The following is a 24,442-nucleotide window of genomic DNA, read 5'->3' as shown; positions in this document are numbered from 1 at the left end:
GCCGTGACCGTCAACCACGGAAAGGACATCCGCACCATGCGTTCACCGCGTTCCGTGCTCACCTCTCTCACCGCGGTATGCGCCCTCGCGGCCGGTCTGGCCGTCGTGGCGCCCGTCGCCCCGGCCCAGGCCGCCGCGTCGGACTGTACGGGCGGCGCCCGGGGCTTCCGCGACCACCCGGACAACGCCTCCGGGGACACCGACAAGCCGCGCAGCCTGGATCTCGGCGGCGGCGTGGTCATCACCTTGGAGAAGGGGGTGTACGGGGACCAGCAGATCGGCTTCGGGAAGATCAGCGGCCCCACCCGTCCGGGTGACAAGGTGTGGATGGACTGGCGGGCCGCCGGCTGGGACGACGGAGGCAGGCCGGAATGGCCGGTGCGCCCCTGGCTCCAGTGCGGACCCTTCACCGTCCAGAGCCACGGCCAGAGCCTGACAACTCCCTTCAAGCGCACCAGCACCGACCCCGACTACCAGTTCCGGGTCTGTGGTTCGCTCGCCACCAACGGTGTCGTCCGCTGCGCCGCCAGGAACGGCGTCGACTGGTGGTGACCCGCCGGGACCACGGAGACCCGGCCCGTTCCTCGCGTATCTCTGGACGACTTATGGCTCTGTCTCCCACCCGTTCGTCGGGCGCCGCTCGATGTCGTCGGTCGTGGCGGCCGGCCCATGCAGCCCTGATGGGGGCGTTACTCCTGGCGCTGGTCCTCCCGGCCGCTCTGCCGGCCTCAGCCGCCCCGACATCCGCTCCGACATCCGCTCCGCCATCCGTACCGTCATCCGACCCGTCGTCCAGGGCCGGGCGTGCCGACGTGCCGCCCGGAGTGACGGCCGGCGTCGCCGTCTTCGACCGCGGGTCCGGCTCCTTCACCGAACAGGTCAACCCCTCCCTGCCCTTCCGATCGGCCTCCGTCGTCAAGCTCCTGATCGCCCTCGACCTCCTGGGCGACCGCGGCCCCGACGCACTCCCCGCGCAGGACCGCGCACGCGTCGACGCCATGCTGCGCGCCAGTGACGACGACGCGGCCGGCCACTTCTGGACCGTGAACGGCGGCGGCTCGATCATCGACCGGATGGTGCGCAAGCTCGGCCTCACCGACACCGCCCGCCCGCCGGCGACCCACCCCGGCCACTGGGGATACACCGCGCTCTCCGCCCGCGACACCGTCCGGATCTACCGCTACCTGCTGGACACCGCGCCCGCCGCGGTACGGGACTACGTCATGGGCGGTCTGCGCTCCTCCACCCGCTGTGCCGACGACGGATATGACCAGCACTTCGGCATCCCGGGCGCCTTCGAACGTCCCTGGGCGGTGAAGCAAGGCTGGTCGGGCTTCGGCTCGGGCGGCTGCACCACACCGGCCGGGGCCGTGCCGACCGCCCGCACCGGCGGTCCGGCCGTCGCGGGGGTCGACCTCGCCCGGCCGGCCCTCCACAGCACCGGTACCGTCGGCCCCGACGACCGCGCCATCGTGGCCGTTCTGACCCTGCACCCGGACGGCACCTCGTACGGCAAGGCGTACACCGACCTGGGCCGGCTGACCCGCTCCCTGAACGTGCCCGGGGCCACGCGCTCCGCCGGTACGTGGATCGGCACGTGGGGCGCCGACGTCAACGTCCGCGCGGATTCCACCACGACCTCCCGGAAGCTGACGGTGCTGCCCGCCGGCGCCGAGGTCCTGGTGTCCTGCCAGAAGCGTGGCCAGCAGGTCAGCATTCCTCCGTACACCAACGACTGGTGGGTCTACCTGCCCCAGTACGGGGGTTACGTCACCAACATCTACCTGAGCGTTCCCGAGAACCAGGTTCCCGGCCTGCGCCTGTGCTGAGCCGAACAGTCCGACCCCACCCTGCACCCTTCCGCAGTGTCTGTCGCCGATCGCCGCAGCGCTGCCGTACCCACCCAGTGGAAGAAGAACCGAGGATGACCGTGCCACTGTCGTCACACCGCCGTCTGACCGTGAGCGCAGCCCTGATCGCCGCTCTCGCCGGTGCTCTCGCTCCCGCCACCAGCGCGTCCGCAGCTCCCGCCACCAGCGAGTCCGCAGCCCCCGCCACGAGCGCGTCCGCGGCCCTCGCCACCATCCGCACCCAGACGCCCGCCCCCGACATGGCCGGCATCGTCGCCGCACTCGAGGCCGCGAGGGCCAACGGGGCGCCGGGGGCGATGGCCCGCTACTCGGGCCCGGACGGGGTCAGGGGAAGAGCCGTCGGCGTACGGGACCGGGAATCGGGCACGGCCATGGACACCCGGGCACGGTTCCGGATCGGCAGCGTCAGCAAGACGTTCTCCAGCGTCGTGCTGCTTCAACTGGTGGAGGAGCACCGGCTGAAGCTCGACGCGTCCGTCAACACGTATCTCGAAGGGCTGTTGCCCGACGACCGGATCACGGTCCGGCATCTCCTCACCCACCGCAGCGGTCTGGCCGACTACACCGGCGCCATGTTCAACGAGACCGTGCCGGGCTTCGAGGCCGTACGCAACCGGGTGTTCAGCTACCAGGAGCTGGTCGACCTCTCCCTCGCCGACCCCCGGACCACCGAGCCCGGTGGAGCGTACGCGTACTCGAACACCAACTTCGTCGTCGTCGGCATGCTCATCGAGAAGCTGACGGGACGCCCGGTGGCCGACGCCTACCAGCGGCGCGTCATCAGGCCGCTGGGGCTGCGCGAAACCGCGTACGTCCACCCCGACACGCGCATCAAGGGCACGCACGTACGTGGCTATCTGCACCCCGACGAGGCGGGTGCGCCGCTCGTCGACTCCACCGAGCAGACCGTGTCCTGGGCACAGTCCGCGGGTGCCGTCATCTCCAGCCCCACCGACCTCAACACCTTCACCAGCGCCCTGATGCGCGGCCGGCTGCTCGCCCCGGCGACCCTGGAGGCCATGACCACGGTCACGCCGACGGACGGCACCGACACCCGGTTCTACGGCCTCGGCCTGCGCCGCTACGACCTGTCCTGCGGCACCCGGGTGTACGGGCACACCGGCACCGTCCAGGGCTACTACACGTACGCCTTCTCCACCCGCGACGGACGCCGCAGCCTTTCGGCCCTGGCCAACACCTCCAACCGCGGCGCCGCGAACACCGCGCTGGGCGGCACCCTGGAAGCGGCCTTCTGCGGCAAGCCGCCGGCGCCTGCCCCGATCGCGCGCTCCACGACGCCCTCCGCTCCATCCGCTCCCTCCGCCCACGTACCGCGGCCCGCCGAGCGCGACCTGCCCGAGCGCTACTGAGGTCCGGCACGGCCGGCCGAACTACCCAGGCGGAAGGCGGTCGGAGCGAACAGGGCGGTGGCCGTCCAGCCGAGGGCCGGCCGGGTCAGGACCCTGCGCCGGGTGACGGGGAGCCCGCCTCGGGGTGGACGGGGGTCAGCTGCCGGGCTTGCCGGGCTGGTCGTGCGTGGCGCAGTGGATCCCGCCGCCTCCGGAGGCGACGGTGTCGATCACGACCGGCACGATGTCGCGCTGGGGGAACTGTTCCTGGAGGATTCCCCGGGCCCGGTCGTCGGCCTTGCGGTCGCCGAACCGGGGCATGAAGACCGAGTCGTTGGCCACGTAGAAGTTGGCGTAGGTCGACACGAAGTCATCACCCTCACCGGTGATCCTGTCGAGGTCGGGCTGCGGCAGGTCGATCACCTCGAAGCGTCGGCCCCGGGCATCGGTCGCCTTGCCCAGCACCTCCCTGGCCTGGTCCGCGGCGCGCGACCAGGAGTCCGGGGGCGTACCGGGGAAGGCCTGGTCCAGGAGCACCACGCCCGGTGCCGTGAAGCGGACGAGGCTGTCCACGTGGGCGTCGGTGATGTCCTGGCCCCTCACCCCCTTCAGCCACACCACCTTGTCGACCCCGAGGGTCTCGATGAGTTCGGCCTCGATGTCGTCCCGGCTCATGCCCGGGTTGCGGTTCTCGTTGACGATCGAGCTCTCGGTGATCAGCAGGGTGCCCTCGCCGTCGGTCTCGAAGGAGCCGCCTTCGGAGACGAGGGGGGCTTCGACCCGCGGGATCCCGTACTCGGTGAGCAGCGTGCGGCCGACGCGGGCGTCGTGTCCGTGCTCCTGCTTGTCGCCCCAGCCGTTGAAGTTGAAGTCGACCCCGATGACCTTGCCCCCCTCCTCGACGAAGACCGGGACCGTGTCGCGGGCCCACATGTCGTCCACGGCGAGAGGGATGACCTCGACCTGTGAGCCGCAGGCGCGCTGGGCGGCTTTCTGCTGGTTGGGCCTGGCCATCATGACGACGTACTCGTACTCCGCGATGGCGCGGGCGATGCGGGCGATGTCCTCGCGGACGTACGGGAGGTCCTCCGCCCAGACCGATTCCAGGGCGGGCCATGACATGAAGGTGCGTGCGTGGCTGTCCCATTCCGCACCGAACCGGCGTTCTCCCTCGGCTGCGCGGTCCGAGCCGGTGCCGGTGCCGACGGCGCCGGAGGCGTAGTCGTCCGGTCCGCAGGCCGCAGCCCCGAAGGCGAGTGCGCCGAGTCCACCGAGGGTGCGGAGGACCGTACGGCGGGTGGGGGGACGGTAGGACACGATGTGCTCCGATCGTGGACATTCAGGCTATCCGGGGGCGCGGGGTACGGCGCGGCGGTCCGCGGCCTCGGCGCGAGCGCCGGTTCGGCACTGACGGCACTGTGACACTGACTGAAAGTTCAGTCAAGTTTGTTCGGGCTCGTCGGCGTGCCGCCGGCCGACGGGTCGGCTGTGCGCCTGGCGAGGTGGGCCACCTCCACCTCGATCGCCTCGCGCATCCGGGTACGGGCGTCCGCCAGGGGAAGAATGTCGCTGAGCCACCGGGCGCTGAGGCCCTCGAGCAGGGCGGTCAGTCGTTCGGCGGAGGCGACGAGTGCGGATTCCGGCGCGGTCGGCCGGACTTCGCCCAACTGGTCGGCCACCTCTCGGACCCAGATCACGCTCGCGAGGGCCAGCTCGCCCCGCAGCTCGGGGTCGAACACGGCGCTCGCGCGGAGCTCGCCCCAGGCGGTGCTGTTCTCCCGTACGTGGGGGAGGTCCTGGAGCTCCAGCAGGAGCGCCTGCTCCAGCCGGCGGAGCGGCCCGGCGGCCGGGGCGGCGGTGCGGGCGGCGGGCCGGGCGGCGGGCCGGGCGGTGCCGCTCGTCGCCGCGTCGGGGCCGGCCGTGGCGTCGAAGCGGGTCGCGGCGTCGCGGCCGGTTTCGACCGTCGCTTCGGCGGCCGACTGCTCGACGGTGTACCGCTCGGCACGGTTGTTGACGAAGGCCAGGGTCCGCCGGAGCAGGCCGGTGCGGTCCTCGAAGTGGTAGTAGATCAGGGCCTTGGAGACGCCTGCCTCCACCGCCAGCTCCTCCACCCGGAGCCCCCGTACGCCACGCCGTGCGATGACGGTGGCCGCCGCTTCCAGAATGGCCGTTCTGCGGTCGCTCATCGCGTGCTCCTCCTCATGGGGCGTCCTCCCGGGACGCCTGGTCGATATCGATGGCCATGCCGATGGCGTGTTGACTGAAATTTTAGTCAAGTACACGATCGTCCGAACGCCCAGGTGTGCTCACGGCCCACGCAGGTCGGGCCCACTCCCGGGAGGCGGTGGACCCGGGGCGTCCTGGTAGGGGCGGCTGTGGAGTTACGAGTTCGATCTCCAGGCCGGGGGAAGTGGTCCCCGCCGAGGCCTCGTCCTGGTATCCGGCGCGGAGGCGGAGGAGGGGCCTGTCGCGGTGGTGCTGAGCCGCCGCACCAGGGCGGGATGACCCGGCCGTCCGGGCCGGACGGCCCTTCGCAGGGTCGGCGGCCGGGTGCCGGCGGCGAGGGCCGGACCGGTAGGTTGGTCGCCATGGCGTCCCGTAATACCCGGATTCTCGAAGCGGCCGCACGGGTGATCGCCCGGCGCGGTGTCCGCGGTCTGCGCGTGGAGGAACTCGCGGCGGAGGCGGGTGTGTCCACCGGATTGATCTACTACCACTTCAAGGATCGCACCGGGATCCTCCGCCACACCCTGGAGTTCATCAACGACCGGGCGGAGCGCTACACAACGGTCCGCGACCCGGACGCACCACCTCTCGGCCCGCGCGAAGAACTCGAACAGATCCTTCTGCTGGAACTGCAGGACACCGCCGAAGTCCGGGAGAACAGCGCGGCGTGGGGGGAGCTGCGGGCGAGTGCCGTCTTCGATCCGGCTCTCCGGGAGGATCTCGCCCGGGCGACCCTGGTGTGGGTGCAGGAGGTGGCGGCCCTGCTGGGGCAGGTGCGGCCCATGGCACCGGCCGCGAAGCTCGCAGCCGCGGCCGAGAGGCTCACGGCGTTGCTGGAGGGGCTGAGCATGCGCTGGCTCAGTGGCGGGCTCGGTATCGACCACGCGAGGACCCTTCTGCGGGGCGGTGTCGAGGCGGAGTTGTCCGGACTGGAACCGCGGTAGCCCTGCCCCTCCTGCGGCCTTTCCCGTGGCCTTCCCCTGCTGCGGGCTGGGCCCCGGCGGTACCGTCCCTGTGAGCTGCACCTGCCGTCCTTCTCCCGGTCGCGATTATTGACTGAATGGTCAGCCAGTACCGCAGTGAAGTCAGCGAGAGGTCGAGGGGCCCTCCCCTCGGCCGAAGGCTCGACCACCGGACCGGTCTTCCGTACCGAGGGGGGCGGACTCGACGCGGTGGGAATCACGTGGTACGGAATGACGGCCCGTGCGAGGGGCTCCGGTGGCGAGGGATGGGAAGTCGATGAGCGGACTGACGAAGCCCGTGATCAAGGTTCCGGAGGGTGACGCACCCACCGAACTGACGATCCGGGACCTCGTGGTGGGGGATGGACCCGAGGCGCAGCCGGGCAGGGTCGTCCAGGTCCACTACGTGGGGGTGACGTTCGCGTCCGGGAGGGAGTTCGACTCATCCTGGGAGCAGGACCGGCCGTTCAAGTTCGCCGTGGGCGGTGGCCGGGCCATCAAGGGCTGGGACCGGGGAGTGAGGGGCATGAAGGCCGGCGGCCGACGTGAGATCATCGTTCCCCCGCGGCTCGGCTACGGCAAGCAGTCGCCCTCTGCGCTGATCCCGCCGGGCTCGACTCTGATCTTCGTCGTGGACCTGCTCACGGTGGTGGGTGGCCCGCCGGAGCGAGGCCGGACCTGAAGGACACGGCTTGAGCCGGGCGAAGCCGCACCCCACACCCGCTGGACACCGTCCCGCCGCCCAGGCGCCGGTGCGGATGTTCGGCCTCACCGAAGGACCCTCATCCGCATGAGCACCCCCGACACGCTCCCCCCGCGCTGGCCCGTACCTCCCGCCCCGCCCGCCCATGACCCCGTCCTGTTCGCGCGGGCGATGCGGGACATGCGCCTGACGTGGCGTGCTCGCGGGATCCTGGCCGAACTCGCCGTCGGCTACGCCCCTGGGGAGGCGCCCACGATCGGTGACCTGGTCGCCCTCACCCGCGACGAGCGCCTGGCCGCCGAGGGCCGCGAGGCCTTCCGCAAGGCGGTCGGGACGCTGCGCGGCCTCGGCTACCTGACGCCGGACGCCACCACGGCCTCGGCCTCCGGCGTGGGCGCGCGTCTGATCGTGGATCTGGCCCCGGCCGAGGACGCCTGTCTGATCCCGCAGCGCTACGGCTACGAGCTGGCCGTGGAGGGGGTCTGACCGCCCGTCCGGCCTGACATCGCCCGGTCGCCCGGTCTCGGAGATTCGCGGATGTCCGGGGGCCGTCGGTGGCGGGGGACGGGCCGATGACGGCCGAGCGCCTGGGTGAACTGCGCGGCGCGCCGGCCGCCTTGGCCGATGCGCCGATCGCCACGCTGGAAGCACACCCGCTGCCCGACAAGCTCGACCGCAGCCGGGGCATCCCGCTTCCGGCGGTACCGGCGTAGGCGCTCGAACGCCCCGGTGACGGGGAGCGGGGGCCGGTGTACGTACGTACGCACACCGGCCCCCGCGGCCCCACTGGTGTTCCGGACCCGTCAGACCAGGTCGAAGCGGTCCAGGTTCGTGACCTTCGTCCAGGCGTCGACGAAGTCCGTCACGAACTTCTCCTGCGCGTCGTCGCTCGCGTAGACCTCGGCGAGGGCACGGAGTTCGGAGTTGGAGCCGAAGACCAGGTCGGCGCGGGTGCCGGTCCACCTGACCTTGCCGGAGGCGTCGCGGGCCTCGAACTCGTCCTGCGCCGACGACGTCGACTTCCAGGTGGTGCCCAGGTCGAGCAGGTTCACGAAGAAGTCGTTGGTCAGCGTGCCCGGGCGGTCGGTGAGGACGCCGTGGGTCGAGCCGCCGGAGTTGGCGCCCAGCACGCGCAGACCGCCCACCAGGACGGTGGCCTCCGGAGCGCTCAGCGTCAGCAGGTTGGCCCGGTCGAGGAGCAGGTACTCGGCCGGCAGGCGGGTGCCCTTGCCGACGTAGTTGCGGAAGCCGTCGTACGCGGGCTCCAGAGCGGCGAAGGACTCGACGTCCGTCTGGTCCTGCGTGGCGTCGACCCGGCCGCCGGTGAACGGCACCTCCACCTCGACGCCGGCGTCCTTGGCCGCCTGCTCGACGGCCGCGTTGCCCGCGAGGATGATCAGGTCGGCCAGCGAGACCTGCTTGCCGCCCTTGGCGTTGAAGGAGCCCTGGATGGTCTTTAGCGCGCGCAGGACCTGGGCGAGCTCGTCCGGGTCGTTCGCCTCCCAGCCGCGCTGCGGCTCCAGGCGGACCCGGGCGCCGTTGGCGCCGCCGCGCTTGTCGCTGCCGCGGAAGGACGCGGCCGAGGCCCAGGCGGCCGAGACCAGTTGCGCCACCGTCAGGTCCGTGGCGAGCACCTGCTCCTTGAGCGCGGCGATCTCCGCTCCGTCCAGCAGCTCACCGGTGCGCGCGGGCAGCGGGTCCTGCCAGAGCAGCACCTCGGAGGGGACCTCAGGGCCCAGGTAGCGCTGGATCGGGCCCATGTCGCGGTGCGTCAGCTTGTACCAGGCGCGCGCGAAGGCGTCCGCGAACTGCTCCGGGTTCTCGTGGAAGCGGCGCGAGATCTGCTCGTACGCCGGGTCGAACCGCAGCGACAGGTCGGTGGTGAGCATCTGCGGCTTCTGCTTCTTCGACGCGTCGTGCGCGTCCGGGATGGTCGCCTCCGCGTCCTTGGCGATCCACTGCTTCGCGCCGGCCGGGGACTCGGTCAGCTCGTACTCGTACGCGAAGAGGTTGTGGAAGAACTCGTTGCCCCACTGCGTCGGCGTGCTGGTCCAGGTCACCTCCAGGCCGCTGGTGATGGCGTCCCCGCCCTTGCCCGACTTGTACGAGCTGCGCCAGCCGAGGCCCTGCTCCTCCAGCGGGGCGCCCTCGGGGTCCGCGCCGACGCTCTCGGCGGGGCCCGCGCCGTGGGTCTTGCCGAAGGTGTGGCCACCGGCGATGAGGGCGACGGTCTCCTCGTCGTTCATCGCCATCCGGCGGAAGGTCTCACGGATGTCGCGGGCGGCCGCGATCGGGTCCGGGTTGCCGTTGGGGCCCTCGGGGTTGACGTAGATCAGGCCCATCTGGACCGCGCCGAGCGGGTTCTCCAGCTCACGGTCGCCCGTGTAGCGCTCGTCGTCGAGCCAGGTGGTCTCCGGGCCCCAGTAGACGTCCTCCTCCGACTCCCAGACGTCCTCGCGGCCGCCGGCGAAGCCGAAGGTCTTCAGGCCCATGGTCTCCAGGGCGACGTTGCCGGTGAGGATCAGCAGGTCGGCCCAGGACAGCGCCTGGCCGTACTTCTTCTTGACCGGCCACAGCAGACGGCGGGCCTTGTCCAGGTTGCCGTTGTCCGGCCAGCTGTTCAGCGGGGCGAAGCGCTGCTGACCGGCGCCCGCGCCACCGCGGCCGTCGCTGATGCGGTACGTGCCGGCGCTGTGCCAGGCCATCCGGATCATCAGCGGTCCGTAGTTGCCGAAGTCGGCCGGCCACCAGTCCTGCGAGGTGGTGAGCACCTCGGCGATGTCCCGTTTCACCGCGGGCAGGTCGAGCGCCCGGAACGCGGCCGCGTAGTCGAAGTCCTCACCCAGCGGGTTAGCCACGACCGGGTTCTTGGCGAGGATCTTCAGGTTGAGGCGGTCCGGCCACCACTGCCGGGCGCCGCCGCCCTGGGTGGGGTGCGGTGCGCGGCCGTGGGCCACCGGGCAGCCGCTCGCCTGCGCCTCGGGCACCTCGGGAATGGCCGTCTCAGGCGAATCCGGGACGGTGGGGTCGAAGACGTGCGACTCGTTGTTCTCGGTCATGGGTGATCCTTCCGGCCCCGGCGGGTCGTGGGGGCGCTGTACGGGGGAGGAGGATTCGGGCCGTGCAGAAGGGGCACCTGTAGGTCAGGGGTGTCGTCGCGGATGGGTCCGTACGTCGTACGGACCACCGGGCCGGACGGTCCCGGGCGGTGCGACGGGGACGGTGCTCGGACGGCGGGCGGCGATGCGCCCTCGACCGGCGGGGTCCCGTCATGTGTCTCTGCTGCCGTACCGGAGTCTTCCTGTCTCTTGGATGTCGCCTGGTTCGATCCTACGATGGACTTCGTCCAAGTCAAGAAGTGCGCTAAAACGATAACGGTGAAAGCGCGGCGTGTCGGATCCCTCCCGGGGCCGCACGCCCCGGCGGACCGGAACAGGTGGGACGGGATGAGCGACCTCCTTCAGCGGCTGCGGAGCCGTGGCTGGCGCTTGACCTCGCAGCGGCGTGTCGTCGCGGAGGTCCTCGACGGCGACCACGTGCACCTGACGGCGGACGAGGTGCATCTGCGGGCCGCCGCGCGACTGCCCGAGATATCCCGCGCGACCGTGTACAACACGCTGGGGGAGCTCGTCGCGATCGGCGAGGTGCTGGAGGTCTCCACGGTGGGGCGGGCCAAGCGCTACGACCCGAACGCGCGCCGCCCTCACCAGCACCTGGTGTGCTCCGGCTGCGGCATGATCCGCGACGTCCATCCGGTCGGCGACGCGCTGGGTGATCTGCCCGAGGCGGAACGGTTCGGGTTCGCCGTCGGCTCGGTGGAGATCACCTATCGGGGTCTCTGTCCCGCCTGCGCCTGACTCCTGGAACAGACGAGGGGCTGCCGCATGTGCGGCAGCCCCTTGCGATGCCGCGTGTGCGGCGGTGGTACGTCAGCCCTGTGCGGCGGCGTCGCCCGTCTGCCCGGCGCCCTCGGCCGAGCCGGCCTTCTCGCGCATCTTGCGCACCAGCTCCGCCTTCCGGTCGGCCGCGTCCTGGCGGTCGAGGTTGCGGTGCGGGCCGTTGTTCTGCCGTTCGGCGCGGGACTGCCTCTTGCGCTGGCCGCCGCCTTGGCCGACGGGGTTGTTGATGTTCTTGCTCACGGTCACGGGTTCTCCCGGTGGTGATGTGCGGTGATCTGCGGATTCAGCGGTGGGGGACGGGCGGCGACGCCGGAGTGCGCCGGCGAGGGCCCGTCATGCCCTCACTCGTACATCGGGGTCTGGAAGAACATGACCACGACGTTACCCGGTTCCGCCGACCCCGCCCGGACCGGCCCCGCCGGGAGCCGCCACGCCCGGCCCCGCCCCGCCCGTCCGTGCATGAGTGGGGGAGAGGCCATGCCCCATGGCGTCGGATCCGGTGGTGCCGCGATACTGCGGCCAACCGTTCTGTCGAAAGGGCCCACGTGAAGCAGCAGTGCCCCGCAACCACCCGGCTCGGCCTGAGCGGGGTGACGCTCCTGCTCGTCCTCGCCGGTTCCGCCCTGCCTGCCGTGGCGTCGCCCGCCGACACCGCCCCCGGCACCGCGCAGCCCACCGTCGAGGAGCAGCGCCTGGACCGGGCCGCCCCGCAGGAGATCCTGCGGCGCAGCGGGTTCGACGCCCTCGCCCCGCGCTTCGCCCACGCCCTGGAGGGCGCCCGCGGTTACGCGCAGGCGGAGCGGGCGGTGAACCGCCACGCCTCGGCGCTGTGGCGGCGCGCCGTGGACCGCGCCCAGGGACGTGGCCCCGCCACGGGCGACCTGAGCCGGGGCGACGACCGGCCGCTGTACTGGGCCCGGCTCGCGCTCAGCCGTGAACTGCGGTCGTGGACGCCTCGGTTCGCGCTGGACGACCAGCGGCGCAAGGCTCTGCACACCGCTCTGGAGACCTCCTCGCGCGGCCAGCAGGACATCCACCGCCCGGGCCGTCAGGTGAAGCGGGTCCTCGTCACCGGCTTCGACCCGTTCACCCTGGACAGGGACGTCCGGATCGGCAACCCCTCGGGCGCGAGCGCGCTCGCGCTGGACGGCACCCTGGTGCGGACCGCCGAGGGGCCGGCCCGCATCGAGGCGGTCGTCTTCCCCGTGCGGTGGACGGACTTCGCCGAGGGGGCCGTCGAGCGGGCCCTCGCCCGGCATCTGCCGCATCTGGACCTCTTCACCACCATCAGCCAGGGCCGCCAGGGCCGCTTCGACGTGGAGCGCACCAACGGCGCCTGGCGCGGTGGCTTCGGCGACAACGAGAACCTGTCCCGTACGGGGACCGTCCCCGTCACCGATCCCGCGTCGCAGCCGCAGTGGACCTCCACGACCCTCCCGTACCGGCAGCTCACCGAAGCGGACACCGGCCGCTTCCCGGTGTACGACAACACCGAGGTCACCGAGATCCCGGCGGGTGCCACCCAGCCGGTGACCCGGCCGGACGGGCCCACCCCCGGCTCCACCGCGCGGGCCGGGGGCGGCGGCGACTACCTCTCCAACGAGATCGCCTACCGGGCCACCCTGCTCCGGGACCGGCTGGGACTGTCGAAACTGCCGGGCGGACATCTGCACACCCCGGTCCTCCAGTTCGGTACGGGGAACGAGAACCCGACGACGGGCGCGGTCACCGACCCCGGCTTCGAGCGCAACCGCTCGGACATCGTGCGCCAGATACGGGCGCTGGTACAGACGGCGGTGAGTGCGGCCCGGTGAGCCCCGCGGTGCCGGCGCCGCCCACGCCTGCGACGATACGGGGGCACCGCATTCCGAATCCCTCGAAGACGTTGCCCGACGTTTCCCGGTGGGGCCGACCCGCGGGCACGTTGACAGGGCGTTGACAGGGCAGGGAAAGGCACGCTGACATGACCGGGAATCGTGATCGCTGGGCGGAACTCACCGGCGGACAGGCCGGAGAGGAGTACGCCCGGCGCTTCGCGCGGCTCGCCGAGTCGGGGCACGACATCCACGGCGAGGCCACGTTCTGCGCCGCCTTGGTGGAGCCCGCCGCCCGGGTCCTCGACGCCGGCTGCGGCACCGGACGGATCGCCGTCCGCCTTGCCGAGCTGGGGCATCGCTGCACCGGCGTGGACGTCGACGCCTCGATGCTCGCCGTGGCCCGCCGCCACGCCCCCGCACAGGAGTGGCTCCTCGGGGATCTGGCCCGTACGGACACCCTCGGCCTGCGACCCGATTTCGACCTGGTGCTGGCCGCCGGAAACGTCATCCCTCTGCTGGCCGCGGGCACCGAAGCGGCCGTCATCGGGCAGTTGGCCGCCGTGCTGCGGCCCGGCGGCCTGCTGGTCACGGGCATGGGGCTGGACGCCGCGCACCTGCCGCTGCCCGAAGCGCCCTTCGCCCTCGCGGACTTCGACGCGTGGTGCGACCGGGCGGGGCTGGCCCTGCGGCAGCGCTACGCGACCTGGAGCGGCGATCCCTATGTGCCGGGCTGCGGTTACGCGGTCAGCGTGCATGTCCGTCCGGACCGATGAGTTCGCGGGGCGGGCTCGGTCTGCCCAGGTATGAAGAAGACGCACACGCTCACGACAGCCGGCGCCGACCTCGTGTACGACGTCCACGGGCCGCTGCCCACCGCTGACGGCCGCCCGCCGCTGTTCATGATCGGGCAGCCCATGGACGCCAGCGGGTTCGCCGCGCTCGCGGCCCGTTCCGCCGAGCGCACGGTGGTCACCTACGATCCGCGCGGACTCGGCCGCAGTGTCCGCGGGGACGGGCGGACCGACCACACCCCCGAGACCCAGGCCGACGACGTGCACGCCCTGATCGGGGTACTCGGCGCGGGCCCGGTCGAGATGTTCGCCAGCAGCGGCGGAGCGGTCACCGCGCTCGCCGTCGTGGCCCGCTACCCCGGCGATGTGACCGTCCTGGTCGCCCACGAGCCGCCGCTCATCACCCTCACCCCGGACGGCCCGGCGGCCGTGCGGGCCCGTGCCGCCGTCCGGGAGGCGTACGAGAAGCGGGGGTGGGGGGCCGGAATGGCCGCCTTCGTGGCCATGACCTCCTGGGAGGGCGAGTTCACCGAGGCGTACTTCGACCAGCCGGAGGCCGATCCGGCCGCGTTCGGGATGCCCACCGAGGACGACGGATCGCGGGATGATCCGCTGCTGTCCGACCGGTCCTGGGCGATCAGCGGCTACCGGCCGGACGTCGACGCGATCACCGCCGCCCCCACCCGCGTGGTGATCGCCGTGGGGGAGGAGTCCCGGGCCGTCCAGACCGGACGCACCTCCGCCGCGACCGCCGAACTGCTCGGGCAGCCGCTCACCGTGTTCCCGAGCCACCACGGCGGATTCCTCGACGGCGAGTTCGGTTACCCGGGGAAGCCGGACGAGTTCGCCCGCCGTCTGCGTGAGGTACTCGACGGCGCGGCGTGACGTACCGCGTGATCGCTGCCGGTCGGGGTAGCGAAAGGCTATGAGCACCGACAGAACACCCACCGCTCCCACCGGATACGTGCAGCCGGAACTCGACGTCCGGGCCCTCACCGAGGTCCTGGACGGCGAGTACGCCGAGGTCCGCGACCTGGTCCGCACCAACCTGGTGACGTACGCCTCGGTCCTCGATGACGCCGAGGAGCTCTCCATCGACGCGTACCGCGAGCGGGTGCGCGACATCGTGGTCGAGATGGCGGCGACGGGGCAGACCGGCATGGGCTTCCCCAAGCAGTACGGCGGGGGCGGCGACGTCGGGGCCTCGATCGCCGCCTTCGAGACGGCCGCCTTCGGTGATCTGTCGGTGCTGGTGAAGACCGGCGTGCAGTTCGGCCTCTTCGGCGGCGCCATCCTGCACCTGGGCACCGAACGCCACCACGACGCCTATCTGCCGGACCTGATCACCGGGAAGCTGATGGGCTGCTTCGCGATGACCGAGACCGGGCACGGCTCCAACGTGCAGGCGCTCGGCACGGTCGCGCGGTACGACGCCGCCGCCCAGGAGTTCGTCATCACCACCGAGGGCGACCAGGCCCGCAAGGACTACATCGGCAACGCGGCCCGCCACGGCGAGCTGGCCGTCGTCTTCGCCCAGTTGGAGGTGGGCGGCGAGACCGAGGGCGTGCACGCGTTCGTCGTACCGATCCGGTCCGGCGGCGAGGCGGTGCCCGGCGTCGACATCGAGGACGACGGCCGAAAGATGGGCCTCAACGGTGTGGACAACGGCCGGATCCGGTTCGACGGCGTGCGGGTTCCCCGCGAGGCGCTGCTCAACCGGTTCGCCGACGTCACCCCCGAAGGCGTCTACGAGAGCACGATCGACAACCCCGACCGCCGCTTCTTCACCATGCTCGGCACCCTGGTCCAGGGCCGGGTCAGCGTCGGCGGCGCCGGGGTCAACGCCGCCAAGGTGGCCCTCGCCGTCGCCACGAAGTACGCCCTGCGGCGCCGGCAGTTCGCCACGGACTCCCAGGGGGAGGAGCAGCTCCTCCTCGACTACGGCCTGCATCAGCGCCGTCTGCTGCCGCTCGTCGCGCAGACGTACGCGCTGCACTTCGCGCAGGATGTCCTGCGTGCGCAACTGCACAACGTCTTCTCCGGCCTGGAGGACGACCCGCAGGCCCGGCGCCGGCTGGAGGCGCGGGCCGCCGGAACCAAGGCCCTCGGCACCTGGCACGCCACCCGGGTGATCCAGGAGTGCCGCGAGGCGTGCGGCGGCGCCGGCTATCTCGCCGTCAACCGGTTCGCCGCCCTCAAGGCCGACAGCGACATCTTCACCACCTTCGAGGGCGACAACCACGTCCTGCTGCAACTCGTAGCCAAGGGCCTGCTCACCGACTACGCGAGCGAGTTCGAGGACCTGGACCAGCTCGGCATGGTCCGCTACGTCACCGGCCTCGCCGTCGACACGGTCATCGAGAAGACCTCGGCCCACAAGCTCCTCGAACGGGTACGTGACCTGCTGCCGGGCGGCGACGAGTGGGACCAGGAAGCGGGGCTGCTGGACTCCGAGTACCAGCTCGCCATGCTCCGCTACCGCGAGGAGCACATGCTCGCCGGAGTGGCCCGCAGGCTCAAGGCCGGGGTCGACCGGAAGGGCGACCCGGGCGCCGTCTTCTCGGAGGTGCAGGACCACGTCATCGCCGTCGCCCACGCCCATGTCGAGAGGCTGGTGCTGGAGGCGTTCGTCGAGAAGATGCGTACGCTGCCCGAGGACGGCAACAAGGTGGCGCTGGGCCTGCTCTGCGACCTGTTCGCCCTGTCGACGATCGAGGCGGACCGGGCCTGGTTCATGGAGCACGGCCGGCTGACCGTCCAGCGCTCCAAGGCGATCACCCGTGAGGTGAACGACCTCTGCCGCAAGGTCCGGCCGCTCGCAGGAGATCTCGTGGACGCGTGGGGCGTCCCGGCCGCCATGCTGCGAGCCCCCGACCTGGTGGGCTGACCCGACGGCGCCCGCCCCTGAGCCCAGGGGCGGGCGCCGGGGTCCCGGATCACCGGGTCCCGGGTCAGCCGGTGAACAGCTGGGTGGCTTTGCGGAACAGTTCGTACAGGCCGTAGGCGAGCGGTGCGCCCACCCACAGCCAGGTGAGGACGATCAGCGGTCGCCGGTCCCTCACCTCAGGCGGATTCGGACTGCTGCTGCCGGACATCGGACGCTCCCTTCTGCGCCGGTACGGCGTCGAGGTGGTGGGACGGGTCGACCGGCCGGACCAGTTCATTGGCCACGAAGCCGACCGCGAGCAGGGCCATCATGATGAGCAGCGACGTCCCGTACAGCTCCGCGCCGTGCTTCCCGGCCTCCTCCTGCCGGTCGGCGATCCAGTTCACGATCAGCGGCCCCAGGACACCGGCGATGGACCAGGCGGTGAGCAGCCGTCCGTGGATCGCCCCGACCTGGTAGGTGCCGAACAGGTCCTTCAGGTAGGCGGGGATCGTGGCGAAACCGCCGCCGTAGAAGGAGAGGATGACCAGAGCGCACAGGACGAACAGTGGCTTGGAGGAGCTTCCGACCAGGGCGATGAGCGCGTACATGAGCACGCCCGCGCCGAGGTAGACGCGGTAGATGTTCTTCCGTCCGATGAGATCGGAGGTGGAGGACCAGCCGATGCGGCCGGCCATGTTGGCCGCGGAGAGCAGCGCGACGAAACCGGCGGCGGCGGTCGCCGACACGGGCGCGGAGGTGTCCGAGAAGAAGTCCGAGATCATCGGTGCGGCCTTCTCCAGGATCCCGATACCGGCCGTCACGTTCGTGCAGAGCACCACCCACAACAGCCAGAACTGCGGCGTGCGCAGAGCCTGGCGCGCCGAGACCCGGGGGCCGGCCACGGCCGCGGTGCCACCGGCCGCTCGTTCCTCGGCGCGCGGGCGCGGGACCCGGACCAGCAGAACGCCGAGCAGCATGAAGACGGCGTAACTCAGTCCGTGGACGAGGAAGGCCAGTGCGATGCCGGAGGTTTCGCTGCCGAAGGACTCCAGCATCTGCGCCGACCAGGGCGAGGCGATCAGCGCACCGCCGCCGAAGCCCATGATGGCGATACCGGTGGCCATGCCGGGACGGTCGGGGAACCACTTGATCAGCGTCGAGACCGGCGAGATGTAGCCGATGCCGAGGCCGATGCCGCCGACGAAGCCGTAGCCGAACACGATCAGCCAGAACTGCTCTGTCGCGGCGCCGAGTGCGGAGAGCAGGAAGCCGGAGGAGAAGCAGACGAGGGCGACCGTCATGGCCCAGCGCGGACCTCGGCGCTCGACGAGCGTGCCGCCGAAGGCGGCGGAGAGGCCGAGCATGACGATGCCGAGTTGGAAGGGGAGCGCGCTCTGTGTGCCGCTCAGGCCGAGCGCGTCCTCCAGTGCGGGTTTGAACACGGACCAGGCGTAGGCCTGGCCGATCGAGAGGTGGATCGAGAGAGCGGCAGGCGGAACCAGCCAGCGGCTCCAGCCCACAGGTGCGATGGGGGGACTCATGGGTCCCCAACCGTACTGAGGGGGAAAGTGGTTGAGAAGGTTGTTGAACGTTCTTTCACTCTGTTCGTTTTGTGTGACGGTGTGGCGCCCTACCGTCCGCCCTGCTCCTGCTCCTGCTCCTGCTCCTGCTCCTGGCCCTGGCCCTGCTCCTACTCCTGGCCCTGGGACGATGTCGCCGCGAGCACCAGCTCCACGCAGTGCGCCTCCAGTCGCTCGCGCGGCACGTCGAGCGTGCCGTGCAGCCACCCCGCGAAGAGGCTCGCCAGGCCGCCGACCAGCGCGTGCGCGGCCATCCGGCGGTCGATGCCGTCGCCCGTGGCGGCGAGCTGGCCGCCGACGAGGTCGGTGAAGACCGGCATGAGCCGGTGGCTGTGGGCGCCGAGCACCGGGTCCGCGAAGGGCTCCAGGAGCAGGAGGCGGCCCTTGTGCGGGGCGTCCAGCACCAGGGCGACGAAGGCGGCGACAGCGGTCCGGGCCCGGACCTCCGGCTGAGGGTCGCTGAACGCAACCGCCTCCTCCAGAGCCCTCCTGGCCTCGTCCGCGACCCGCTCGAAGGCGGCGAGGAGCAGGTCGTCGCGGCCGGCGAAGCTCTCGTAGAAGTAGCGGTCGGTGAGGCGCGCCTGCCGGCAGACGGACCGGACTGTGACAGCCGCGCATCCTTCCTCGCCGGCCAGGCGCTCGGCGGTGTCCAGCAGAATCGTCCGGCGGGCCGCGCGGCGATCGGCGAGCTTGGTCCCGCCCCAGCTCCGCTCGGCCAACTCGCTTTCCCTTCCGCTCTGTTGCCCTCCGGCCCATTGACGACAGCCGTCCTCACATTTTACCTTTCGATGTGATGACAGGTGTCCTCAGAATGGAGGCGCACATGGAACCATCAGCTCATGGCCCGGCCCCGAGCGGTCAGGGCCCGGCCGGCCCGATAGCCGTCGAACCCCTCGGCCCCGACTCCCTCACCTGGCGCTGGTTCGGCGACTGGAGGGGCCTCCTCCTCGCCCCCTGGGCCGGATCGATGCAGAACATGCACCCCGAGCTCGGCGCGGGCGTCGCCGAGCACTCCCGCTTCTTCGAGGAGCGCTGGGAGCGCCTGTTCCGCTCGCTGTACCCGATCGGGGGAGTGGTGTACGACGGCCCGCTCGCCGCCCGTACGGCCCGCGAAGTGCGCGGCTACCACGCCTCGATCAGCGGGGTCGACGAGCACGGCCGCCCGTACCACGCGCTCAACCCGGGCACGTTCTACTGGGCGCATGCCACGTTCTTCATGCTCACCGTGCAGGTGGCCGAGCGCTTCGGCGGCGGCCTCACCGACGCCCAGCGGCACACGCTCTTCGACGAGCACGTCCGCTGGTACGCGCTGTACGGCCTGTCCATGAAGCCCGTTCCCCGTAGCTGGGAGGAGTTCCAGAAGTACTGGGACCACATGTGCGCCGACGTCCTGGAGGACAACCGGCCGACCCGGGACGTCCTGAACATGCGGCGGATCGCCAGACCGCCTCTTCTGCGGCTGCTGCCCTCGCCGCTGTGGGCCGTCGCCCGGATCCCACTCGTGCGGCTGACCCTGTGGATGACGATCGGCCTGTATCCGCAGGCCGTACGCGAACGCCTCGGGCTGCGCTGGACGCCCCACGACGAACGGCTGCTACGCCTGCTGGGACGGCTGGTCCACCACGCCTGGAGTTGCGTTCCCGAGCGGCACCGCTTCCACCCGCGCGCCCGTGCGGGCTGGGACCGCGAGCGGGGCCGGCCGGTGAGGGGGCCGGTGGAGACGCCCGCCCGGAACCTGCCGCCGGAGGAGCGGCGCGGGCTTCCGCAGCACTACGTACCGTAGAAGCCTGTCCGGGTCGGGGCCCCACCTCAGCCCCCATCTCAGCCCCCGCTCAGCCCCGGCGCAGGATCGTGGCTTCTGTGCCCCAGCCGAGTGCGATGGTCCGCTCGACCTCCCACCCCGACCGGTGCCCCAGGGCCGCGATGGCGGCCGAGTCGCGTGAGGAGCTGTACGGCCTCCTCGTCGGTGCGGTGGGCGAAGGCCTTCGCGGCGACGGCGACCTCAGCGGGCGCCGAACGGTCGACCTCGCCGGTGCGGCGCTCATCGGCGGGCTCCTGCTGCTCGGCGCCGACCTCGTGGCGCAGCACGCGGTTCCGGACGTGTCGCTGCCGACGGGCGCGGTCACCGTGTGCGTGGGCGGGGCGTATCTGCTGGTGCTGCTGGTGCGGGAGTCCCGACGGGGGGCGAGATGAACGTTTTTCTTCCGGGGGCTGGTAAGTCGGCGGCGGCGCCTCAGGCGTGAGGGGAGGAGCGTTCCTGCGGAATGCTCGGGCTGCTCGGGCTGATCGTGTTACTCGGACCGCTCGGACCGCTCGGACCGCTCGGGCGGTCGTCCGATGACGTGCGGGAGGCGGTCCAGATGGCCTCGATGCCGAGCGGACGGTAGCCGTCCTCCGGCGTCCACCCCGAGGAGCTGGAACGTTCCTGCGAATGAACATGTGTCAAGGGCGTCGGCAGCGCCCTGCGTTCGATGCCTCCCAGGCGTCGCTCGAAGTCGGCCTGGAGCCGGTTCATGGTGTCGAGGAAGTCCTCAAGCGGAATGCTTCCTTCGTACATCTGCTTCTCTTTTCCCGCGCCGTCTGTTCCTGCGGTCGTCCCGCGCAGTACGGCCTCGAAAGTCGTCAAAATCGAAACGAAAGAGGCTTGCCGTCGTTGCACTCCGCACAACGATCTCTCCCGTCGGGGGGAATGCTGCATTCGGGTGAACCGCGGGCCTGACGGGGTGGCTGCCGCTCAGCCGCGCCACCAGGGCTCTCGCACGTACAGGCTCTCCTCGCCCGTGCACCCCACGCCGTTGGAGAGCTCCGCCGTGTCCAGGTTCCAGCCCACGACGCCGTTGCCCTTGCGGCTCAGCTCGATCAGACGGTTGCTCTCGGCCCGGGTGCCGTCGGTGACCTGGCAGCGGACGATCGAGGTCCACGCCTGACCGTCCAGCGCCGAGACGAACGCCAGGACCGGAAGGGCCACGGTGGTCAGGCCCAGGGCCACCCACTGTTCGAGGGCCGCCGCCCGGCGCAGCCGGGGCGACGGCAGACCGCCGCTGTCGCCACGCGCCCCGGCTGCCGGCCGCTGGTCGGCACGGTGTCCGTGCGGCCGCCGTCTGCCGGTGCGGTACTCCACCACGACGCCCTTGCGGAGCGCGTACGCGGCGAGGCCGGTGCCCAGCCCCCACCAGGGGCCGAAGAAGCACAGGTCCACCACCCCCACCGCGACCGGGTTGACGACGGTCAGCGCCACCCGCTGGAGCGCCGCCAGGACACCGCTGCCCCCGGGAACCGCGCCGCGCGCCGCGAACAGGGCGAACACCACCCGGGAGACCACGACAGCCAGCACGGAGGCGAGGAGCGGGTCGGTGAGCACCATGCCGATCAGGACGTCGGGCCAGTTCGCGGGTTCCATGCCGACGAACACGTCACGGGCCGCGCCACCGCCCCCGACCGTGTACGCGACCTTCGTCACCGGGACCGCGAGGACCAGCGCCAGCAGCACCGTGTGCCCGGGGCCGCCCTTGAGGTCGGCCGACCGGGGTGGTTCGTCCCGGACGGATTCTCCTCGGGCCGGGTCCGTCGTCTTTGCCACGGCGCCTACAGCCGGTCGCGGTCGGCGGCGGGGCGAGCGGAGACCATGCGCGTTCCTGCTTCCCGGGCGGCCGAGGCGCTGACGCGGCAGCGCCGTGCCCGCTCAGCAGCCTTCACCGCTCGCCCCGCACCGGCCACCAGCACTACGCCGGGCGGGTGGCCGGTGCTGCCCGGTACCGCTCCGCCGTACCGTTTGCGGACCCGGGGACATCGGGTTTGAGTGGATGGGACCCCCCATCCGCTCAACTGGAGCTGGCATGTCGATGGCATTCGGTTCTCCCTCCGGTTCGCCGGACCCGTTCAGTGACCTGCTGAATCGTTTCTTCGGAATGTCGCCGGCCTCGTCGCCCCCGGCCGTGCAGCGCGTCCCCATCGGCCGGCTCCTCACTGAGTCGTCGCGCGAACTCCTGGACGCCGCGGCCCGCAGAGCGGTCCAGGACGGTACGTCCGACCTCGATACGGAGCACCTCCTGTGGGCCGCCACCCAGGTCGAGCCCACCCGGAGGCTGCTCGCCCAGGCAGGCGTCGACCCCGAACGGCTCGGCGACCGGATCGCCGAGGTGCTGCCCCGGGAGTCGCAGGAGCCGGCCTCCGAGCCCGGCCTCACCCCGGCCGCCAAGCGGACCCTCGCCCTCGCCCACGCCAGGTCGCAGGCGGCGGAGGTCTCGTACATCGGGCCCGAACACGTCCTCGGCGCGCTCCTCGCCGACGCCGACTCCGGCGCCTCCCGGTTCCTGCGCTCCGAGGACCTGGACGTCGGGAAGCTGCGCGGGGCGACGGACCGTACGTCCGGTGCCGACGGGACTCCGGCCGGTGGCGGGCAGCCGTCCGAGACGCTGGACGAGTTCGGCAGGGACCTGACGGAGGAGGCGAAGGCCGGCAGGCTCGACCCCGTGGTCGGCCGGGCCGAGGAGATCGAGCAGACCATCGAGATCCTGTCGCGGCGCTCCAAGAACAACCCCGTGCTGATCGGTGAGCCGGGCGTCGGCAAGACCGCCATCGTGGAGGGGCTCGCCCAGCGCATCGTCGCGGGCGAGGTCCCCGACACCCTCAAGGACAAGCGGGTCGTCTCGCTGGACCTGTCCGGCATGGTGGCCGGGGCCCAGTACCGCGGCCAGTTCGAGGAGCGGCTGAAGAAGGTCATCGAGGACGTGCAGAAGGCCGAAGGGGAGATCATCCTCTTCATCGACGAACTCCACACCGTCGTCGGAGCGGGCGCCACGGGCGAGGGCTCGATGGACGCGGGCAACATGCTCAAGCCGGCTCTCGCCCGCGGCGAGCTCCACGTGGTCGGCGCGACGACGATCGACGAGTACCGCAAGCACATCGAGAAGGACGCCGCCCTGGAGCGCCGCTTCCAGCCCGTCCTGATCCCGGAGCCCACCGTCGAGGAGACCGTACAGATCCTCGAAGGGCTGCGGGACGCGTACGAGGCGCACCACCAGGTCCGCTTCGCCGACGGGGCCCTGACGGCGGCCGCCGAGCTGTCCGACCGCTACATCAGCGACCGCTTCCTCCCCGACAAGGCCATCGACCTGATGGACCAGGCCGGTGCCCGCGTACGGCTGCGCAGCGCGAACCGCTCCACCGAGGTCGTCAGCCGCGAGGACCGCCTCGCCAAGCTGCGCCGGGAGAAGGACCAGGCGGTGGCGGCGGAGGAGTTCGAGCGGGCCAAGGAGCTGAAGGAGCAGATCGCCGAGGTGGAGGGCGAGCTCGCGGGCATCGAGGAGCGCCGGGAGGGCGTCGTCTCCGTGACGGCCTCCGACATCGCCGACATCGTCTCCCGCCGCACCGGCATCCCGGTCTCCCAGCTCACCGCGGGCGAGAAGGAGAAGCTCCTCAAGCTGGAGGAGGAGATGCACGCCCGGATCGTCGGCCAGGACGAGGCCGTCACCGCGGTCTCCCAGGCCGTACGCCGTAACCGGGCGGGCATGGGCGACCCCAACCGGCCCGTCGGCTCGTTCCTCTTCCTCGGCCCCACCGGCGTCGGCAAGACCGAGCTGGCCAAGACGCTGGCCGAGCTGCTGTTCGGCGCCGACGACCGCATGATCCGGTTCGACATGAGCGAGTTCCAGGAGAAGCACACGGTCGCCCGGCTCGTCGGAGCGCCGCCCGGATACGTCGGTTACGACGAGGCGGGCCAGCTCACGGAGAAGGTGCGGCGCAACCCGTACAGCGTGGTGCTCTTCGACGAGGTGGAGAAGGCGCACCCCGACGTCTTCAACACGCTGCTCCAGATCCTCGACGACGGCCGGCTGACGGACGGCCAGGGCCGCACGGTCGACTTCCGCCACTGCGTCGTCATCATGACGTCCAACATCGGCGCCCACCGCATCCTCGCCCACCAGGGCGATGCCGCCGAGCTCAGGGACGAGCTGATGGAGGACCTGCGCGGGCGGTTCCTCCCCGAGTTCCTCAACCGCATCGACGACATCATCGTCTTCCACAGCCTCACGGAGGACGACCTGTCCGAGATCGTCGAGCACCTGCTGGACCGCAGCAAGCATCGCGTCCACGCGCAGGGCCTGACGCTGGACGTCACCGAGGCGGCGAAGAAGCTCCTCGTGGCCCACGGCTATCAGCCGGCGTTCGGCGCCCGCCCGCTGCGCCGCACGATCCAGACCGAGCTCGACAACCGCATCGCCTCCCTGCTCCTGGGCGGCGAGGCCGAACCGGGCGACACCATCGTCGCCGATGTGAAGGACGACTCCCTGCACTGCACGATCCGCACGGACGACAACGGCGCGGACGACGCCCGCACGGACGACAACCCCACGGATGACAAGGAGTGACCGA

Annotated in this window: 23 protein-coding genes and 2 pseudogenes; 15 read left to right on the top strand and 10 right to left on the bottom strand. The window is 71.5% G+C overall.

The window, feature by feature from the left end:
• The first annotated feature begins 36 nt into the window (after positions 1-36).
• The 3 genes from ACFWRT_RS28440 to ACFWRT_RS28430 all read left to right on the top strand — a co-directional run bounded on the left by ACFWRT_RS28440 (position 37) and on the right by ACFWRT_RS28430 (position 3,241).
• Positions 37-552, top strand: a complete 516-nt coding sequence (locus ACFWRT_RS28440) for a hypothetical protein (protein WP_380954046.1) — start codon at positions 37-39, stop codon at positions 550-552.
• Between the two features lie 128 nt (positions 553-680).
• Entirely contained in the window at positions 681-1,829 is a 1,149-nt protein-coding gene (locus tag ACFWRT_RS28435; RefSeq protein WP_380954047.1) for a hypothetical protein, read from the top strand.
• Positions 1,830-1,924: 95 nt separating this feature from the next.
• Positions 1,925-3,241, top strand: coding sequence for a serine hydrolase domain-containing protein (locus ACFWRT_RS28430; protein WP_380954049.1), 1,317 nt, complete (start codon positions 1,925-1,927; stop codon positions 3,239-3,241).
• 135 nt (positions 3,242-3,376) lie between these two features.
• Here ACFWRT_RS28430 and ACFWRT_RS28425 read toward each other — a convergent pair whose 3' ends face one another.
• Together ACFWRT_RS28425 and ACFWRT_RS28420 are read right to left on the bottom strand one after the other, a co-directional pair.
• On the bottom strand, positions 3,377-4,537 hold the full coding sequence (locus ACFWRT_RS28425; RefSeq protein ID WP_380954050.1) for an agmatine deiminase family protein: 1,161 nt from the start codon (positions 4,535-4,537) through the stop codon (positions 3,377-3,379).
• A 119-nt stretch (positions 4,538-4,656) separates the two neighbouring features.
• Positions 4,657-5,406, bottom strand: a complete 750-nt coding sequence (locus ACFWRT_RS28420) for a TetR/AcrR family transcriptional regulator (RefSeq protein ID WP_380954051.1) — start codon at positions 5,404-5,406, stop codon at positions 4,657-4,659.
• A 402-nt stretch (positions 5,407-5,808) separates the two neighbouring features.
• Between ACFWRT_RS28420 and ACFWRT_RS28415 the strand changes: the two genes are divergently transcribed.
• From ACFWRT_RS28415 to ACFWRT_RS28400, 4 genes are all read left to right on the top strand, one after another.
• Positions 5,809-6,390 (top strand): TetR/AcrR family transcriptional regulator, encoded by a 582-nt coding sequence (locus ACFWRT_RS28415; RefSeq protein WP_380954052.1) that lies wholly within the window; start codon positions 5,809-5,811, stop codon positions 6,388-6,390.
• Positions 6,391-6,685: 295 nt separating this feature from the next.
• Positions 6,686-7,090: an FKBP-type peptidyl-prolyl cis-trans isomerase gene (locus ACFWRT_RS28410; protein ID WP_380954054.1), complete on the top strand. Its 405-nt coding sequence runs from the start codon at positions 6,686-6,688 to the stop codon at positions 7,088-7,090.
• Positions 7,091-7,198: 108 nt separating this feature from the next.
• The gene (locus tag ACFWRT_RS28405; protein WP_380954055.1) at positions 7,199-7,597 is read left to right on the top strand and encodes a hypothetical protein; all 399 of its coding nucleotides are present in this window, start codon (positions 7,199-7,201) and stop codon (positions 7,595-7,597) included.
• An 86-nt stretch (positions 7,598-7,683) separates the two neighbouring features.
• The gene (locus ACFWRT_RS28400; RefSeq protein ID WP_380954101.1) at positions 7,684-7,824 is read left to right on the top strand and encodes a hypothetical protein; all 141 of its coding nucleotides are present in this window, start codon (positions 7,684-7,686) and stop codon (positions 7,822-7,824) included.
• Between the two features lie 90 nt (positions 7,825-7,914).
• Here the strand turns inward: ACFWRT_RS28400 and katG are convergent, their stop codons facing one another.
• Positions 7,915-10,170, bottom strand: a complete 2,256-nt coding sequence (gene katG / locus ACFWRT_RS28395) for a catalase/peroxidase HPI (protein WP_380954056.1) — start codon at positions 10,168-10,170, stop codon at positions 7,915-7,917.
• A gap of 387 nt (positions 10,171-10,557) precedes the next feature.
• Here katG and ACFWRT_RS28390 point away from each other — a divergent pair, with 387 nt between their 5' ends.
• Positions 10,558-10,968, top strand: a complete 411-nt coding sequence (locus ACFWRT_RS28390) for a Fur family transcriptional regulator (RefSeq protein WP_380954057.1) — start codon at positions 10,558-10,560, stop codon at positions 10,966-10,968.
• Between the two features lie 72 nt (positions 10,969-11,040).
• Here ACFWRT_RS28390 and ACFWRT_RS28385 read toward each other — a convergent pair whose 3' ends face one another.
• A complete protein-coding gene (locus tag ACFWRT_RS28385; RefSeq protein WP_380954058.1) occupies positions 11,041-11,256 on the bottom strand; it encodes a DUF6243 family protein in 216 nt (71 codons plus the stop codon).
• Between the two features lie 299 nt (positions 11,257-11,555).
• On the opposite strand from ACFWRT_RS28385, the gene ACFWRT_RS28380 reads away from it, so the two are divergent.
• From ACFWRT_RS28380 to ACFWRT_RS28365, 4 genes are all read left to right on the top strand, one after another.
• On the top strand, positions 11,556-12,824 hold the full coding sequence (locus ACFWRT_RS28380; protein ID WP_380954059.1) for a pyroglutamyl-peptidase I: 1,269 nt from the start codon (positions 11,556-11,558) through the stop codon (positions 12,822-12,824).
• Positions 12,825-12,973: 149 nt separating this feature from the next.
• The gene (locus ACFWRT_RS28375) at positions 12,974-13,600 is read left to right on the top strand and encodes a class I SAM-dependent methyltransferase (protein WP_380954061.1); all 627 of its coding nucleotides are present in this window, start codon (positions 12,974-12,976) and stop codon (positions 13,598-13,600) included.
• A gap of 30 nt (positions 13,601-13,630) precedes the next feature.
• Positions 13,631-14,503 carry an alpha/beta fold hydrolase gene (locus tag ACFWRT_RS28370; protein WP_380954062.1) on the top strand — a complete coding sequence of 291 codons (873 nt, stop codon included), beginning with the start codon at positions 13,631-13,633 and terminating at the stop codon, positions 14,501-14,503.
• Between the two features lie 40 nt (positions 14,504-14,543).
• Complete coding sequence (locus ACFWRT_RS28365; RefSeq protein ID WP_380954064.1) at positions 14,544-16,505, top strand: acyl-CoA dehydrogenase family protein; 1,962 nt, start codon at positions 14,544-14,546, stop codon at positions 16,503-16,505.
• 64 nt (positions 16,506-16,569) lie between these two features.
• On the opposite strand, the gene ACFWRT_RS37650 is transcribed toward ACFWRT_RS28365, so the two are convergent.
• The 3 genes from ACFWRT_RS37650 to ACFWRT_RS28355 form a co-directional block, all read right to left on the bottom strand.
• Entirely contained in the window at positions 16,570-16,713 is a 144-nt protein-coding gene (locus tag ACFWRT_RS37650) for an MFS transporter small subunit (protein ID WP_326707124.1), read from the bottom strand.
• On the bottom strand, positions 16,682-18,028 hold the full coding sequence (locus ACFWRT_RS28360; protein ID WP_380954065.1) for an OFA family MFS transporter: 1,347 nt from the start codon (positions 18,026-18,028) through the stop codon (positions 16,682-16,684). Before ACFWRT_RS28360 ends, ACFWRT_RS37650 begins: the two co-directional genes overlap by 32 nt.
• 149 nt (positions 18,029-18,177) lie before the next feature.
• Positions 18,178-18,786 (bottom strand): TetR/AcrR family transcriptional regulator, encoded by a 609-nt coding sequence (locus ACFWRT_RS28355; protein WP_380954067.1) that lies wholly within the window; start codon positions 18,784-18,786, stop codon positions 18,178-18,180.
• 104 nt (positions 18,787-18,890) lie between these two features.
• On the opposite strand from ACFWRT_RS28355, the gene ACFWRT_RS28350 reads away from it, so the two are divergent.
• Positions 18,891-19,850: an oxygenase MpaB family protein gene (locus tag ACFWRT_RS28350; protein WP_380954068.1), complete on the top strand. Its 960-nt coding sequence runs from the start codon at positions 18,891-18,893 to the stop codon at positions 19,848-19,850.
• 49 nt (positions 19,851-19,899) lie between these two features.
• Here ACFWRT_RS28350 and ACFWRT_RS28345 read toward each other — a convergent pair.
• Positions 19,900-20,083: pseudogene (locus ACFWRT_RS28345) on the bottom strand (siderophore-interacting protein); the annotation flags it as partial.
• Here ACFWRT_RS28345 and ACFWRT_RS28340 point away from each other — a divergent pair.
• Positions 20,069-20,260 (top strand): annotated as a pseudogene (locus tag ACFWRT_RS28340) (iron chelate uptake ABC transporter family permease subunit); the annotation flags it as partial. The pseudogenes ACFWRT_RS28345 and ACFWRT_RS28340 overlap by 15 nt on opposite strands.
• Positions 20,261-20,300: 40 nt before the next feature.
• On the opposite strand, the gene ACFWRT_RS28335 reads toward ACFWRT_RS28340, so the two are convergent.
• Entirely contained in the window at positions 20,301-20,693 is a 393-nt protein-coding gene (locus ACFWRT_RS28335; RefSeq protein ID WP_380954069.1) for a hypothetical protein, read from the bottom strand.
• A 108-nt stretch (positions 20,694-20,801) separates the two neighbouring features.
• On the bottom strand, positions 20,802-21,647 hold the full coding sequence (locus ACFWRT_RS28330) for a hypothetical protein (RefSeq protein ID WP_380954071.1): 846 nt from the start codon (positions 21,645-21,647) through the stop codon (positions 20,802-20,804).
• 256 nt (positions 21,648-21,903) lie between these two features.
• Here ACFWRT_RS28330 and ACFWRT_RS28325 point away from each other — a divergent pair, with 256 nt between their 5' ends.
• Entirely contained in the window at positions 21,904-24,438 is a 2,535-nt protein-coding gene (locus tag ACFWRT_RS28325; RefSeq protein WP_380954072.1) for an ATP-dependent Clp protease ATP-binding subunit, read from the top strand.
• The last annotated feature ends 4 nt before the right edge of the window (positions 24,439-24,442 follow it).

The sequence above is a fragment of the Streptomyces cyaneofuscatus genome, from assembly GCF_042718795.1.
Classification (GTDB): Bacteria; Actinomycetota; Actinomycetes; order Streptomycetales; family Streptomycetaceae; genus Streptomyces; species Streptomyces cyaneofuscatus_A.
Note: the sequence above shows the minus strand (reverse complement) of the source record. Positions and strands in the feature narration are given on the sequence as shown.

Excerpts from the sequence above, each read along its gene's own strand:
- ACFWRT_RS28400 (WP_380954101.1), top strand. The coding sequence starts at position 7,684 with ATGACGGCCGAGCGCCTGGGTGAACTGCGCGGCGCGCCGGCCGCCTTG.
- ACFWRT_RS28405 (WP_380954055.1), top strand. The coding sequence starts at position 7,199 with ATGAGCACCCCCGACACGCTCCCCCCGCGCTGGCCCGTACCTCCCGCC.
- ACFWRT_RS28430 (WP_380954049.1), top strand. The coding sequence starts at position 1,925 with ATGACCGTGCCACTGTCGTCACACCGCCGTCTGACCGTGAGCGCAGCC.
- katG (WP_380954056.1), bottom strand. The coding sequence starts at position 10,170 with ATGACCGAGAACAACGAGTCGCACGTCTTCGACCCCACCGTCCCGGAT.
- ACFWRT_RS28410 (WP_380954054.1), top strand. The coding sequence starts at position 6,686 with ATGAGCGGACTGACGAAGCCCGTGATCAAGGTTCCGGAGGGTGACGCA.
- ACFWRT_RS28415 (WP_380954052.1), top strand. The coding sequence starts at position 5,809 with ATGGCGTCCCGTAATACCCGGATTCTCGAAGCGGCCGCACGGGTGATC.
- ACFWRT_RS28365 (WP_380954064.1), top strand. The coding sequence starts at position 14,544 with ATGAGCACCGACAGAACACCCACCGCTCCCACCGGATACGTGCAGCCG.
- ACFWRT_RS28375 (WP_380954061.1), top strand. The coding sequence starts at position 12,974 with ATGACCGGGAATCGTGATCGCTGGGCGGAACTCACCGGCGGACAGGCC.
- ACFWRT_RS28350 (WP_380954068.1), top strand. The coding sequence starts at position 18,891 with ATGGAACCATCAGCTCATGGCCCGGCCCCGAGCGGTCAGGGCCCGGCC.
- ACFWRT_RS28370 (WP_380954062.1), top strand. The coding sequence starts at position 13,631 with ATGAAGAAGACGCACACGCTCACGACAGCCGGCGCCGACCTCGTGTAC.
- ACFWRT_RS37650 (WP_326707124.1), bottom strand. The coding sequence starts at position 16,713 with ATGTCCGGCAGCAGCAGTCCGAATCCGCCTGAGGTGAGGGACCGGCGA.
- ACFWRT_RS28420 (WP_380954051.1), bottom strand. The coding sequence starts at position 5,406 with ATGAGCGACCGCAGAACGGCCATTCTGGAAGCGGCGGCCACCGTCATC.
- ACFWRT_RS28435 (WP_380954047.1), top strand. The coding sequence starts at position 681 with ATGGGGGCGTTACTCCTGGCGCTGGTCCTCCCGGCCGCTCTGCCGGCC.
- ACFWRT_RS28360 (WP_380954065.1), bottom strand. The coding sequence starts at position 18,028 with ATGAGTCCCCCCATCGCACCTGTGGGCTGGAGCCGCTGGCTGGTTCCG.
- ACFWRT_RS28440 (WP_380954046.1), top strand. The coding sequence starts at position 37 with ATGCGTTCACCGCGTTCCGTGCTCACCTCTCTCACCGCGGTATGCGCC.
- ACFWRT_RS28325 (WP_380954072.1), top strand. The coding sequence starts at position 21,904 with ATGTCGATGGCATTCGGTTCTCCCTCCGGTTCGCCGGACCCGTTCAGT.
- ACFWRT_RS28390 (WP_380954057.1), top strand. The coding sequence starts at position 10,558 with ATGAGCGACCTCCTTCAGCGGCTGCGGAGCCGTGGCTGGCGCTTGACC.